This window comes from Micromonospora luteifusca, from assembly GCF_016907275.1.
In the GTDB taxonomy this organism is placed as follows: Bacteria; Actinomycetota; Actinomycetes; order Mycobacteriales; family Micromonosporaceae; genus Micromonospora; species Micromonospora luteifusca.
In genome coordinates, this window is the sequence record NZ_JAFBBP010000001.1 from 3,825,482 (window position 1) to 3,838,570 (window position 13,089).

Annotated in this window: 12 protein-coding genes and 1 pseudogene; 10 read left to right on the forward strand and 3 right to left on the reverse strand. The window is 70.9% G+C overall.

Annotated features, from left to right (window positions below; genetic code table 11):
* The first annotated feature begins 37 nt into the window (after positions 1-37).
* From JOD64_RS17355 to JOD64_RS17375, 5 genes are all read left to right on the forward strand, one after another.
* Positions 38-1,174 carry a glycosyltransferase gene (locus JOD64_RS17355; RefSeq protein ID WP_204943172.1) on the forward strand — a complete coding sequence of 379 codons (1,137 nt, stop codon included), beginning with the start codon at positions 38-40 and terminating at the stop codon, positions 1,172-1,174.
* Positions 1,171-2,223 (forward strand): glycosyltransferase, encoded by a 1,053-nt coding sequence (locus JOD64_RS17360; RefSeq protein ID WP_204943173.1) that lies wholly within the window; start codon positions 1,171-1,173, stop codon positions 2,221-2,223. Before JOD64_RS17355 ends, JOD64_RS17360 begins: the two co-directional genes overlap by 4 nt.
* On the forward strand, positions 2,214-3,710 hold the full coding sequence (locus JOD64_RS17365) for a glycoside hydrolase family 130 protein (RefSeq protein WP_307813460.1): 1,497 nt from the start codon (positions 2,214-2,216) through the stop codon (positions 3,708-3,710). Before JOD64_RS17360 ends, JOD64_RS17365 begins: the two co-directional genes overlap by 10 nt.
* Before the next feature lie 144 nt (positions 3,711-3,854).
* Positions 3,855-5,069, forward strand: a complete 1,215-nt coding sequence (locus JOD64_RS17370; protein WP_239559551.1) for a PP2C family protein-serine/threonine phosphatase — start codon at positions 3,855-3,857, stop codon at positions 5,067-5,069.
* Positions 5,070-5,138: 69 nt separating this feature from the next.
* On the forward strand, positions 5,139-6,206 hold the full coding sequence (locus JOD64_RS17375) for a DUF2855 family protein (RefSeq protein WP_204943174.1): 1,068 nt from the start codon (positions 5,139-5,141) through the stop codon (positions 6,204-6,206).
* A gap of 10 nt (positions 6,207-6,216) precedes the next feature.
* Here the strand turns inward: JOD64_RS17375 and JOD64_RS17380 are convergent, their stop codons facing one another.
* Together JOD64_RS17380 and JOD64_RS17385 are read right to left on the reverse strand one after the other, a co-directional pair.
* A complete protein-coding gene (locus JOD64_RS17380; RefSeq protein ID WP_204943175.1) occupies positions 6,217-7,029 on the reverse strand; it encodes an RNA polymerase sigma factor SigF in 813 nt (270 codons plus the stop codon).
* Positions 7,030-7,264: 235 nt separating this feature from the next.
* A complete protein-coding gene (locus JOD64_RS17385; RefSeq protein ID WP_204943176.1) occupies positions 7,265-7,447 on the reverse strand; it encodes an RlpA-like double-psi beta-barrel domain-containing protein in 183 nt (60 codons plus the stop codon).
* A 317-nt stretch (positions 7,448-7,764) separates the two neighbouring features.
* On the opposite strand from JOD64_RS17385, the gene JOD64_RS17390 reads away from it, so the two are divergent.
* Entirely contained in the window at positions 7,765-9,651 is a 1,887-nt protein-coding gene (locus JOD64_RS17390) for a sigma-70 family RNA polymerase sigma factor (protein ID WP_204943177.1), read from the forward strand.
* 15 nt (positions 9,652-9,666) lie between these two features.
* Positions 9,667-9,843, forward strand: coding sequence for a hypothetical protein (locus JOD64_RS17395; protein ID WP_204943178.1), 177 nt, complete (start codon positions 9,667-9,669; stop codon positions 9,841-9,843).
* A gap of 13 nt (positions 9,844-9,856) precedes the next feature.
* On the opposite strand, the gene JOD64_RS17400 is transcribed toward JOD64_RS17395, so the two are convergent.
* Complete coding sequence (locus JOD64_RS17400) at positions 9,857-10,420, reverse strand: GNAT family N-acetyltransferase (protein WP_204943179.1); 564 nt, start codon at positions 10,418-10,420, stop codon at positions 9,857-9,859.
* 81 nt (positions 10,421-10,501) lie between these two features.
* Between JOD64_RS17400 and JOD64_RS17405 the strand changes: the two genes are divergently transcribed.
* From JOD64_RS17405 to JOD64_RS17415, 3 genes and pseudogenes are all read left to right on the forward strand, one after another.
* Positions 10,502-11,212, forward strand: a complete 711-nt coding sequence (locus JOD64_RS17405; protein WP_204943180.1) for a siderophore-interacting protein — start codon at positions 10,502-10,504, stop codon at positions 11,210-11,212.
* Positions 11,209-12,468 carry an MFS transporter gene (locus JOD64_RS17410; RefSeq protein ID WP_204943181.1) on the forward strand — a complete coding sequence of 420 codons (1,260 nt, stop codon included), beginning with the start codon at positions 11,209-11,211 and terminating at the stop codon, positions 12,466-12,468. Before JOD64_RS17405 ends, JOD64_RS17410 begins: the two co-directional genes overlap by 4 nt.
* Before the next feature lie 197 nt (positions 12,469-12,665).
* Positions 12,666-13,055, forward strand: a pseudogene (locus JOD64_RS17415) (MFS transporter); the annotation flags it as partial.
* Positions 13,056-13,089: the final 34 nt, after the last annotated feature.

The following is a 13,089-nucleotide window of genomic DNA, read 5'->3' on the forward strand; positions in this document are numbered from 1 at the left end:
TCGGGGGGCCGGCCGACAACCGGAAGGCCCCAGTTTCATGCCCAGCTACGGATTCCTCAGCACCCACCCACCGACCCGGTGCGGACTGGCCACGTTCAACTCCGCCCTGGCCGCCCAGTTGACCGCCGACGGCACACACGGTGGCATCGTTCGGGTCACCGACCACGGCGACGACCAGCGCCCGACGCCCGGGGTCGTGCACACCTGGTCGGCCCGTACCCCGGGCGGCTGGCGGGACGCGGCGGCTGCCCTGAACGCCTTCGACGTGGCGATCGTTCAGCACGAGTACGGCATCTACCCCGGCAACGACGGCGAGGACGTCCTGCCTCTGCTGCGGCGGCTCACCGTGCCGACCATCGTGGTCCTGCACACCGTGCTCAGTCAGCCTTCCGCCCGGCAGAAGTCCCTGTTGGAGCAGATCGTGGCCACCGCCGGGGCGGTCGTCACGATGACCGACACCGCCCGTGACCGGCTGCTCGTCGGATACGCCGTCACGGCAGGCAAGGTGACGGTCATCCCGCACGGCGCTGCCGAACTTGCCGGCGTACCGGTCGAGCGGCGTACCCGTCCGCACCTGCTGACCTGGGGGCTGCTCGGCCCCGGCAAGGGTGTCGAGTGGTCGTTGCGGGCCCTCGCGCGGTTGCAGGATCTCGAACCGACGCCGACCTACACGGTGGCCGGGCGGACCCACCCGAAGGTGATCGAGCACCACGGCGAGTCGTACCGGGCCGGGCTGCACCAGCTCGGCGCCCAACTGGGCGTCGCGCACGCCGTCGACTACCAGGACGTCTACCACGACCAGGAGGCACTGGGCCTTCTGATCCGTTCCGCGGACGTGGTCGTCCTGCCCTACGACTCCCGCGAACAGGTCACCTCCGGCGTACTCATCGAAGCGGTCGCCGCCGGGGTGCCCGTCGTGGCGACGGCGTTCCCGCACGCCGTCGAGCTGCTGACCGGCGGGCCGGGGCTGGTCGTACCCCACCAGAACCCGGCAGCGCTGGCCAAGGCGATCCGGCGGGTCCTGACCGAACCGGGCCTGGCCGCCCGGTTGGCAGGGCGGGTCCGCCCGCTGGCCGCGCACCTGCGCTGGCCGGCGGTGGCGGCACGCTACGGCACGCTCGCCGAAGAACTCACTGATGCCCGCTCACCTGCGGTGAGCGCGGTGTCGGCGTGACCGCGACCACCGGCCGACCCCGGACACCAACGCATGGGCGCTGGGTGACGGCACCCACGCCGAGCTTCGCGCACCTGGCTCGGCTGAGCGACGACACCGGCCTGTTCGAGCATGCCCGGCACGCCATCGTCCGCCGCGAGCACGGCTACTGCACCGACGACGTGGCCCGCGGCTTGGTCGTCATCAGCCGCGAGCCGGAGCCGAGCGAGGAGTTGCTCCGGCTCGCGGAGTGCTATCTCGCATTCCTGACCCACGCGCAGGACGCCAGCGGCGCCTTCCACAACCGGCTCGGGCACGACCGGCACTGGGCCGACGAACCAGGGCTCGGCGACTGGTGGGGTCGGGCGCTGTGGGGCCTGGGCACGGCCGTCGCCCGCAGCCCCGCGCCCTGGGTACGGGAGGAGGCGCTTGTCGCGTTCAGCCGGGCTGCCACCCGGCGCACCAAGTTCCCGCACGCGATGGCTTTCGCCGGGCTGGGCGCGGCTGAGGTGCTCCGTCGTCACCCGGGTCACGTCGCCGCCGCGTCCCTGCTGTCGGACGCGGCCAGCACGGTTGGCCCGGCGGGGTCCGACCCGCGGTGGCCGTGGCCACGGTCGGCGTTGACCTACGCCAACGCGGCCCTCGCCGAGGTGGTCATCGTCGCCAGCCAACTGCGTGAGGGTGGCCCACCCCTCGACGAGGGTCTGCGGATGTTGGCCTGGTTGCGCGATATCCAGCTCCGCGACGGGCGACTGTCGGTCGTACCGGCAAGAGGATGGCGGGACGGCGCGGTACGCCTGCGCCACGACCAGCAGCCGATCGAGGTCGCGGCGTTCGCCGATGCCTGCGCCACGGCGGCCACGGTCACCGGCGATCCCGAGTGGGACGACGGGGTGCGCCAGGCGGTCGGGTGGTTCCTCGGTGACAACGACCTCGGCACGCCGATGTGGGATCCGGAGACCGGCGGCGGCTACGACGGGCTGACCGCGCACGGGCCCAACCTCAATCAGGGCGCCGAATCCACCCTCGCACTCATCTCCACCCTGCAGCACGCCCGGCGGTGGTCGTGACCCGGGGCCTGGCCGTCCGGCAGGACGTCACTCTGGCCCCGGATCCACGCCGGGTCATCGTCAAGCTCTTCGTCCCGGGTGAGGACGCCGCGGTGGTACGCACCCGGGCGCGGGCACTCATCGACCGGGTCGCGCAGCTCGACGACGAGGAGACCGGCCGGCTGTTGCGGGACACCTTCGACCGCTTCGGCGCCCGGCACCGCGACCTGGCCGGCACGTTCCACCACCATTACGGCCTCGTCCGGCACCGGGCCGCCCGGGCTCGGGATCTCTCGCCCACCAGCCGGCTGCTGGTCGGCGCCTACTTCAGCCACGAGTACGCCGTCGAGGCCGCCGCCCTGTGCAACCCGTCGATGGTGGCCCACCCGGACCAGACGGATCTGGGCACCGGTCAGTTGCGCGTCGCGGTCAGCCTGCGCCAGATCGGCGAGGGTCATGTGTCGTCCATCGGGTTCGCCACCGCGGTCCTCGGACCCGGGCGACAGCTCAGTGTCGCCGACCGGGCCGGCCCGCTGGCGGTGGGGCAGCGGATGGGCCTGCGGCACCGCCGGGACCTGCTCGTTGCCGGCCTCGCCGAGGAGGACTGCGACAACGAGGTCACCGCCACCGTGCTGGATGCCCTGCCCGACCGGTACGACGAGGTCACCTTCGAGCGGGTGCTCGGCAACCTGCCACCGGATCTGCTCTCCCGCAGTACCGGGTTGGGGACCGTCGAACAACTGCGTCGCACCAATGCCGGTAGCTATGCCACGGCCTTCCCCGCCGACACGGCTCTGCACCAGCGGGTGCTCTGGCCGGCCACCCCGGCAGAGAGCAGTGGCATGGAGGACGCGCGGTTCGTCCGCTTCGTCGATGAGACGGGGCCGGTGTACCGGGCCACCTATACCGCCTACGACGGCCGGAGCATCGCCACCCGTGCGCTGGTCAGCAGCGACCTGCGCCGCTTCGAGATGATGCCGATGCGCGGGCCGGGTGCTCGTAACAAGGGGCTCGCGCTGTTTCCGCGTACCGTCGGCGGCCGGCACCTGGCGTTGTGCCGTGCCGACGGGGAGACGATCGGCCTGACCGTCCTGGACGGCGAGAACCGCTGGCAGGCTCCGACCCCGCTGCACGCCCCGAGCGACAGCTGGGAGTTGATCCAGGTCGGCAACTGCGGGTCTCCGATCGAGACCGACGCCGGCTGGCTCGTGCTCACCCACGGTGTCGGGCCGATGCGCCGGTACGCGATCGGCGCGCTCCTGCTCGATCTGCACCGACCTGAGCGGGTCCTCGCGCGCCTTCCCGGTGCGCTCCTGTCACCCGACGAGAACGACCGGGACGGTTACGTGCCCAACGTCGTCTACTCCTGCGGAGCGGTCATCCACGACGGTGAGCTGTGGTTGCCGTACGGGGCAGGTGACGCCCGGGTGGGTTTCGCCACCGTGCCGGTGCGCGCTCTCCTCGCTGCGATGCTGGAATCCCCAGCAACGAGCGACCGGGACGGATGATCGTCTGCGAGATGGGTGAGACGGGTGGGACGAAGGTGCCCGATCGGCCAGGAGTGGGCACGGAGTGAACACGGCCGGGCAGGGTAGCCTCACCGCTCGTCCTGCCGTGGCCGTACGGTCGGGGAGGACAGGGGGAGGCGGAGCATGGTCGACGTCGGCGAGATGGTGCGTTGGCTGCAGCTCAACGCACCCCGAGGTGGGCCGGACGAACTGTCCCAGTTGGTGGCCCGGGCGGCTCCCGCCATCGACGCCAGCGAGATCGTGATCTATCTCGCCGACTACACGCAGTCTCTCCTCGTGCCACTGCTCGGCGCGGGTCTCGTCCGGGACGCGTTGTCGATCGAGACGACCCTCGCCGGCCGGGCCTTCACCAACCTCGACATCCAACGCGCGCCCGACAACCCGGACCGGGTCTGGGTGCCGCTGCTGCTCGGGTGCGAACGGATGGGCGTGCTGGAGATCGTTTCGCCGGCCGCCGCCGACGTGGCGATGGACGGGCCGGCCTGGGAGGTGGCGGTCAACATCGCCCAGATCCTGGTCAACCGCCGGCTCTACGGTGACGTGGTCGAGCGGATGCGGCGACGTCTCCCGATGCAGGTCGCGGCCGAGATCGTGTGGGGCCTGCTCCCGCCGCTGACCTTCGCCACCGACGACCTGGTGATCACCGCCATCCTCGAACCCTGTTACGACGTCGGCGGCGACATCTTCGACTACGCGCTGAACGACGACGTGCTCAGTGTCGGGCTCTTCGACACCTGCGGGCACGGCATCAAGGCGAGCACCCTGGCCTCGCTGGTGGTCAGCGCGTACCGCAACGCCCGTCGGTGTGGCCTGGACCTGGTCGACACGGCGATCAGCATCGACCGGTGGGTGCGTTCCGAGCATCCGAACTTCTTCGCGACCGGGCTGCTCATGGAGTTGGACCGCCAGACCGGCCGACTGACCATGATCAACGCAGGTCATCCCGGTGCGATGTTGCTGCGCGACGGCAAAGCCATCCGGGAGTTGCCGGGACCGACCGCGTTGCCGCTCGGTCTGGGCCACCTGTCCACCCGCCGCCCGCGGGTGCACGTGGAGGATCTGCACCCGGGCGACCGCATCCTCGCCTACACCGACGGCATCACCGATGCGCGCAGCGCGGATGGGGAGCAGTTCGGGCTGGACCGGCTCGTCGACTTCGTCAACCGCGCACTCAACGACGGGTTGCCCAGCCCGGAGACGATGCGTCGGCTGGTGCGTGCCGTCGTCGGATATCAGGACGACAAGCTTGAGGACGACGCGACCGCACTCTTCGTGGAGTGGCAGCCGCCGCACCTGCCGCTCGCGCATCTTCGCGACCTGGCAGCGGGACGGTCCTGACCGTACCCAGTGGGATTTTGCACTCGCAGTGCACTTGTCTCCGCTGAGAGGGCTGTCTAGCGTCACCTCATGGCTGACTCATGGACCTTCGCCGTGGCGCGTGACGACCTCGGGCAGACCACGATCGTCGATGGCGGCCGGCCCGCTCTGGCCGACGGCGAGGCGCTGCTGCGCGTGGACCGCGTCGGCCTCACCGCCAACAACGTGACCTACGCGGTGCTCGGCGACGCGATGCGCTACTGGGAGTTCTTCCCGCCGGCGTCCCGTGGGCTCGGGCCGCAGTGGGGCCTTCCGCCGCTCTGGGGCTTCGCCGAGGTGGTCACGTCGACAGTCGCCGGGGTCGAGGTGGGGCAGCGGGTCTACGGCTACCTCCCACCCGCGGGTCACCTGTTGGTGCGGCCGGACCGGGTGGACGCGTCCGGGTTCCGCGACGCGAGCCCGCACCGGGCCGAGTTGCCGTCGCCGTACAACGCCTACCGGTCGACCACCGGCGATCCGGCGTACCGGGCCGACCAGGAGGATCTGCTGATCCTGTTCCGGCCGCTGTTCTTCACCTCGTTCATGCTGGCCGACCAGGTCGTCGACAACGACTTCTACGGTGCCGAGGCGCTGCTGGTGTCGTCGGCGTCGAGCAAGACCGCGTACGCCGCCGCGTTCGAACTACGCGGTCGCGGACCGCGCCTGGTCGGGCTCACCTCACCTGGCAACGTGGCCTTCACCCGGTCGCTGGGCTGCTACGACGAGGTCGTCTCGTACGACGACCTCGCCGCCCTCGACGGGGTCCCGACCGTCTACCTCGACCTGTCCGGCGCCCCCTCGACCCGTGTCGCCCTGCGTCAGCGCCTCGGCGACCGGCTCGTCCGGGACATCGCGGTCGGGCTGACCAACCAGACGCCGAATGCCGACACCGCCGAAGAGGTGTTCTTCGCGCCGGTCCAGATGCGCAAGCGCAGCCACGACTGGGGCCGCGACGGTCTCGACCAACGGTTCACCGAGGCCTGGCAACGCTTCACCGCCGTCGTGAGCGGGTGGCTCGACGTCCAGGTCGGTGCCGGGCCGGAGGCTCTCCGACACGCGTGGCTCGACGTCCTCGCGGGTCGTACGCCGCCCCGGGTGGGTCACGTCGTCCAACTGTGACGGTGCCGCCTCAGAACGCGCTGTGGTCGGGGTCGGTCAGGTGGCGACGCAGAGCGGCCAATGATCGGGTGATCAGCCGGGAGACGTGCATCTGCGAGACGCCGATCCGGTCGGCGATCTCAGCCTGGGTCAGGTTGCCGTGGAAGCGCAGACTCAGGATCTCGCGCTCGCGCTCCGGCAGCGTGGCGAGGGCCGGGGCGAGGCCGACGCGGATCTCCACGAGATCGAATTCGTGGTCGTCGCCGCCGAGGGTGTCCCCGAGTTCCCGGCTGCCGTCGGCCCCGACGGGGGTGGACAGCGACGTGGCCCGGTAGGCGCGCGCACCCTCCAGCCCTTCGAGGACGGTCTCCTCGGACAGGTCGAGGTAGGACGCGATGTCGGCCACGGTCGGCAAGCGGCCGAGGGTCTGGGTCAGAGTGCTGTTCGCCGCGGTGATCGAGAGGCGCAGCTCCTGGAGGCGGCGGGGCACGCGCACCGCCCAGGTGCGATCCCGGAAGTACCGCTTGATCTCGCCGATGATGGTGGGGATGGCGTACCCGGAGAAGTCCACACCCCGGTCGTGGTCGAAGTTGTCCACGGCCTTGATGAGCCCGACCGAGGCGGTCTGGGTCAGGTCCTCATCGGGTGCACCACGCCCGGAGTAGCGGCGCGCCAGGTGTCGGGCGAGCGGCAGCCATGCCTCGATGGCGCGGTCCCGCAGCGCGGGGCGTCGCGGGTCGTTCGCCGGGGTCGCCGCAAGGGCGGCCAGGAGGTCATCCGGGCTCTGGTCGCCGCTCGGCTGGCCGACGTTTGTGCTGGTCGCTGTTTCGACGATGATGGCCATCGGGGTGGTCCTTCCCGCACATGCCCGTCGAACGGATCGACCGGAAGGATCTCCGAACCGGCTGCCGCCGGAGCGCACGTACGGGCGAACTGCGCTATCGCAAGGCCACGATCACGGGCCTCGCCACCGCGTCATGTCGTTCAATTGATGACCCGGACATTACCCGAAGGTTTGATTAATTACTAGCCGAAAGTATGAGCCTCGTGGTGCTCGTGGACGGTGCGGGCTCGCTGGATCAGCCGCGCCGATCCGCCTCGTCGGCAGCGGCCGGGGCGTGTGGGGTGGGCTTCACCGCGAACGGGTGGCGCAGCCGCCGCATGGCCTCCTCGCTGCCGTCGAAGGTCACCGCCGACCCGTCGACCTCGGCGTTCGACGTGGCGAGAAACAAGGCGGGTCGACCATTGTCGTTCGATGTCATGCAGGAACCTGTCTTCCATGAAGGAGTGCGTCCGGCCTCGGCAACTCTCGCCGTGCGACCTCAGGACGATTCGGCGCTCACACTGGCGCCCGATCAGGGTGTCTCGTTCACGGGCGAGCGCCCGGCGACACCGACACCCCGCACCATACCCGGCGTCGGCGACCCGCACGCACCACCGGCGGCCCCGGGTCGCATCTGGCCTGCCGGGGCCAGACAATTCTGTAATCCAACCCGCTGGTGCGAGTCTCCGATCCTGAGGGCGGTCAGCGCATCCAGCGTTGGGCGCCGCGCGGATGAGCACACAAGGAGTGACACGCATGTCGTCAGCCGGTCGAGCACTACCCGATCCCGGGTTGGTCGTCGCGGCCCGACAGGGCGACCAGCGCGCTCTCGACGACGTCGTCGCGGCCTCGCTTCCGCTGGTCTACAACATCGTCGGGCGTGCGCTCCGCGGTCACGCCGACGTCGACGACGTGGTCCAGGAGACATTGGTACGGGTCATCCGGTACCTACCCGCGCTCAACGACCCGGCGGCATACCGGTCCTGGCTGGTGGCGATCACCATCCGCCAGGTGCGCGACTGGGAGCAGCGGCGACGCGTCGCGCTCAACCGCGACGCCGGGCTCGACGCGATCCACAACGTGCCCGACCCCGCCTCCGACTTCGCCGGGATGACCATCCTCCGGCTCGGCCTCACCGACCAACGACGCGAGGTCGCCGAGGCGACCCGCTGGCTCGACCCGGACGACCAGGAGTTGCTCTCGCTGTGGTGGCTGGAGGAGACCGGCGAGATCGGCCGACCTGAGCTCGCCGACGCGCTCGGGCTGTCGCTCGGGCACGTCGCGGTGCGGATCCACCGGATGAAGGAGCAGATCCAGAGCGCCCGGGGCGTCGTACGCGCGCTGCACGCACGCCCCGGTTGCCCGGACCTGCGCGCCGTGACCGCCGACTGGGACGGCGTTCCCAGCCCACTCTGGCGCAAGCGACTGGCCCGGCACGTCCGCGAGTGCCCGTCCTGTGGACGACTGGGCTCCAACCTTCTGCCGATCGACCGGCTGCTCGCCGGACTGCCGCTGCTGCCACTGCCGGCGGGTCTCAGCGCCCACTTTCCGAGCGCCGTGCCTCCGGTGGCCACGCAGGCCGTCGGGCAGCACCCCCCGGGCCTGACGGTCGACCACTCGGCCGGGCAGGTCCCAACGGGCGGTGTGCCCACCGACGCGGGCGGCGGCCCGAGCGTCGTCGACCTTGCGGTGCACCGGCCCCGCGGCCTTGTCCCGTCCCTCGCCGCCGGGGTGGTCGCCGCCGTCCTCGCCATCACCCTGGCGGTGGTGATCCTGCCGAAGGATCCGGCCGCGCCCTCATGGGCTGCCCCGCCGCCCCCCGCGCCCACCGCCGTCGCCTCCCCGAGCGCTGCACCGTCGCCAAGCGCCCGACCTTCGTCGAGGGCGCCAGTCGCGCCGGCGGTCAGCTCCGCGCGCAAGGGCGTCGGGGTGTGGAACTTCGCCGGGGCCAGTCAGGCGTTGGCGAGCTCCAAGGCTGGCTGGTATTACACCTGGGGCACCCAGCACCCGGGGATCAGCACTCCGCAGGGTGTGACGTTCGTGCCCATGATCCGCAGCGCGGAGAACGTCACCGCGGCGGAGTTGGCCCGGGCCAGGGCGGCCGGGCCGTATCTGCTCACCTTCAACGAGCCGGACCTGCCCGAGCAGGCGAACATGACCGTCGAGCAGGCGCTGGACCTGTGGCCGCAGCTGATGGCGACGGGCAGCAAGCTGGGCAGCCCGGCGGTCGCCTGGGGCGGCCCGGAGCCGCAAGGTTGGTTGGACAGGTTCATGACCGGCGCCCAGGCCCGCGGTCACCGGGTGGACTTCATCACGCTGCACTGGTTCGGCGCCGACTTCGCGACCACCACCGCGGTCGACCAGCTCCGGCAGTATCTGCAGGCGGTGTACCAGCGGTACCGGAAACCGATCTGGCTGACCGAGTTCGCACTGATCCGTTTCGACGGCGGCGGCCAACAGTTCCCGCGCCAGGAGCAGCAGGCGGCCTTCCTGACCGCTGCCACCGCCATGCTCGGTCAACTGTCCTACGTGCAGCGTTACGCCTGGTTCGGCCTGCCCGCCACCGACAAGGACCGGTCCGGGTTGTTCAGCGACGGCACCAAGGCGACCCTGGTCGGCCGCGCGTTCCAAGCCGCCCGTTGAGGAGGAGGCGGGCGGATGGATGAGCACCAGACGATGACCGAACGCTCCGCGCCCGATGCCCGCGCCTGGCGGGTCGCCGACGTCGTCGCGGCTCTGGTCGCAACGACGTTGGCCGTCGGTCTCACCCACGGATGGGACCGCGCCGACCAGACCGCCGCAGCCCCGTCGCCCGCGACGCCGTCGGCCAGTTAAGCGCGCTGGGCGGTCAGTCCGCAGCGGTCGGGTGATTCGCCGCGAACCGGTCGCGCGTCAGGAACGCGAGTTGGGCACGCTTGTCCGGCATGTCGATCTCCGAGTCGAAGGTGAAGCCCTCGATCTCGAGCCGGCGCAGGGCGAGGTGGTTGCGGACGTCCGGCTCGACCACGATCCGTTGGGCGGCCGGGTCGCCGAACAGGAACCGGGCGAGGGCGGGGCCGACGGCGTTGGTGAGGCCGCGGGCGATGCGTCGGTCCGGGCTGAGCAGCAGGTGCATCCCGATGTCGCCGGGCTGCACCGGGTACCGCTCGCCGACCGGGTCGGCCTCGGGCTGGTAGGTCTGGAACAGGCCGACCGGCTCCGCATCCACCATGATCAGGTACGCGTGGTGCGTCGGCAGGCTGTCCACGAAGGCGTAGATCTCGCGTACCTCTTCGAGGGTGTGCGACCCCATGCCCCAGAAGGAGTTGCGGGGGCGGGTGACCCAGCCGTGCAGGAGTTCGGCGTCCCGGTCGGGGTCCACGGTCACCAACGACAACTCACCGAGGCCGGCGATCTTCTCCAGGTGCGTCATCGCGAGCTGTCCTCTGTTCCATCCGGGGCGCAAGTTAGGTTAACCTCCCCTAACCAAGGATGACCTTACCTGGAGGGGTGCGTGAAACGGAACTGGGAGGCCCTGGTCCTCAAGGCCATGGGAGGCCGGGACTTTCGGTTGACCGTGCTGGGCACCGAGTCGATCGACGGGCACTACCAGCGGCTTCTCCTCGACGGGGGCGGGCTGCTGGAAGCGTGCGGGGTGCACCCCACGATGTGGATCCGACTCTGGTTCGACAACGACGGCCGGGCGCACCAGCGCGCGTACACGCTTGTGGACCCCGACCCGGGCACCGGCCGGTTCACCCTCGAATTCGCCATCCACGACGGCTGCGCCGCCCGCTGGGCCACCACGGCCCACGTTGGTGACACCATCACCGCGACGGTTCAGGGCAGCGCCTTCGAGCTGCCCGATCCCGCGCCCGAGCACCTCTACCTCGTCGGCGACGCGGCGTCGCTGCCCGCGGTGAACAGCCTGCTCGACGCCGGGGCCGACATCCCGGCGACGGTCTGGTTGGAGTACGCGCACGAGGGCGAGAAGGCGCTCGCGCCACGGGCCCGGGCGCACCACGAGGTCACCTGGGTGCCTCGACGCGACGCCGGTCAGCACCTCGTCGACACGGTCTGCGCGGCCCTGCCGACCACCGGGGCGGGTCACTACTGGGTGGCCTGCGAGGCGGCCAGCACCCGTGGCATCACCCGACACATCCGGCGGACGCTCGGCGTAGACAAGGACCGGTTGACCTCCCTCGGCTACTGGAAAGCCGCATGAAGGGCCGTCTCGGCACCCTGACCGCGCTGTACGTCACCCAGTACCTCGGCGTCGGCTTCATCACCGTCGGGCTGACCGCCATCCTGCGCGACGGCGGCACCTCGCTGGACACTCTGGCGCTGTTGCAGATCGTCGGCCTGATCTGGCCCATCAAGTTCCTCTGGGCGCCGATCCTCGACAGGTACGGCTCGCGGCACCGCGGCCACTACCGATCCTGGTTGCTCGTGCTGCAGAGCGCCCTGGTGCTCGCCCTGCTGGCGCTGCTGCCGTTCTCCAACCCGGCCGACGCCCTCGGCCCGATCGTCGCCATCTGCGCCGCGTACGTCTTCTTCTCCGCCACGCAGGACATCGCCGTGGACGCCGTCGCGGTCCGGATGCTCGCCGATTCGGCCCGGGGGACCGGCAACGGCATTCAGGTCGCCGCCAGCTACCTCGGCAATTTGCTCGGCGGCGGTGCCTGCGTCCTGGTCTACGACCAGTTCGGCTGGGCACCGGCGATCGGCTTGCTGGCCGCGCTGACGGCGATCGGCCTGTTGGTGGTGTGGCGGTTCCGGGAGCCTCCGCGTACCGATCGGGTGGCCCGGGTCGGCGCGGCCTACCGGGCGCTGCTGTCGGTGTTCGGCCAGCCGGGCTGCCGGTGGTGGACGTTCGGCGTGGTGCCGCTGGTCTACGTCGGTGCGGGGATGGCGTACGCCCTGGTGACGCCGGCCCTGGTCGACGCGGGGTGGTCGTTGGGTCGGATCGGCGTCGTCACGGGTGTGGTGACCAGCGCCCCGGCCATCGTGGCGGGTCTGGTCGCGGGGCTCGGGATCGGGCGGTTCGGGCGTAGTGGCGTGCTCGTGGTCGGCGGCGCGGCCCTCACGGTGTCGACGCTGCTGCTGTTGCCGCTGATGAGCGGCCGTGCGCCGCTGGGCGCGACGGTGGCCGCGCTCTGCTGCTTCATGGTGGCTTACACCATCGCCAACGTCGTGCTCTACACGGTCAACATGGACTACTCGCGACCCGACACCGGTGGCACGGACTTCACCGTCCTGTCGTCGTTCGGCCTGGTCTGCTCGTTCGTGGCCGCGTCCATCGGTCTCGCGGCCGCCGACGGGGTCGGCTACCCGCCGGTCGCCGTAGCGGCCATCGTGCTGGTGGTCGCAGGTGTCGTCCTCGGCATCGCCCATCAGCGGCGATTCCCAAACCGGCCCCGTCCGGTCGCCGGTTCGGCGGCAGAGCACTCGACGGTGGACGGCGTCAAGGCTGCGGCGTGACGGCGGTTCACCCCGCCGCGGCCACCACGACATCGGCGCGACTGCCGCAGCGGTGGCTGATCCTGGCCGTGCTCTGCGTCGCTCAGCTCGTCGTGGTCCTGCACAACACCGTGCTGATCGTGGCGGTGCCGGTGCTCACCACCGAGCTGGGCGCCAGCACCGCCGAGGCGCAATGGATGATCAACGCGTACGCGTTGGTGCTGTCCGGGTTGCTGCTCGGCTGCGCGCTGGCCAACCCGGCCATCGTCGAAGCGGTGATGAGCGTGATCCCGGCGGAGAAGGCCGGCGCGGGCGCGGGTGTCGACGGCACCATGACCGAGGTCGGCAGCAGCCTCGGCATCGCGGTGCGCGGTGCCGTGCTGAACGCCCGGTTCGCCGCCCTGCTGCCGGCGGCTCTGTCCGGTGCCGGATCGTTCCCCGCCGCCCTCGCCGCCGCGCGCGAAGGGGCCGAGCGGGAGGCCGTCACCGTGGCTTTCGCCTCGGCGCTGGAGACGGGACAGCTGGTGGGCGCGGCTGCGGTGCTGGTCGGTGGCCTCGTCGCCGCCGGGTTGCTGCATCGGGCAGACCGCCCCATACCCGCCCAATAAGGGTAGGCTATCCTAATCGCGACAATCGTCGTCG

Bases quoted from the DNA above. Each gene is read 5' to 3' on its own strand.
- JOD64_RS17375 (WP_204943174.1), top strand. From the start codon at position 5,139: ATGGCTGACTCATGGACCTTCGCCGTGGCGCGTGACGACCTCGGGCAG.
- JOD64_RS17410 (WP_204943181.1), top strand. From the start codon at position 11,209: ATGAAGGGCCGTCTCGGCACCCTGACCGCGCTGTACGTCACCCAGTAC.
- JOD64_RS17355 (WP_204943172.1), top strand. From the start codon at position 38: ATGCCCAGCTACGGATTCCTCAGCACCCACCCACCGACCCGGTGCGGA.
- JOD64_RS17400 (WP_204943179.1), bottom strand. From the start codon at position 10,420: ATGACGCACCTGGAGAAGATCGCCGGCCTCGGTGAGTTGTCGTTGGTG.
- JOD64_RS17390 (WP_204943177.1), top strand. From the start codon at position 7,765: ATGTCGTCAGCCGGTCGAGCACTACCCGATCCCGGGTTGGTCGTCGCG.
- JOD64_RS17370 (WP_239559551.1), top strand. From the start codon at position 3,855: ATGGTCGACGTCGGCGAGATGGTGCGTTGGCTGCAGCTCAACGCACCC.
- JOD64_RS17385 (WP_204943176.1), bottom strand. From the start codon at position 7,447: ATGACATCGAACGACAATGGTCGACCCGCCTTGTTTCTCGCCACGTCG.
- JOD64_RS17380 (WP_204943175.1), bottom strand. From the start codon at position 7,029: ATGGCCATCATCGTCGAAACAGCGACCAGCACAAACGTCGGCCAGCCG.
- JOD64_RS17395 (WP_204943178.1), top strand. From the start codon at position 9,667: ATGGATGAGCACCAGACGATGACCGAACGCTCCGCGCCCGATGCCCGC.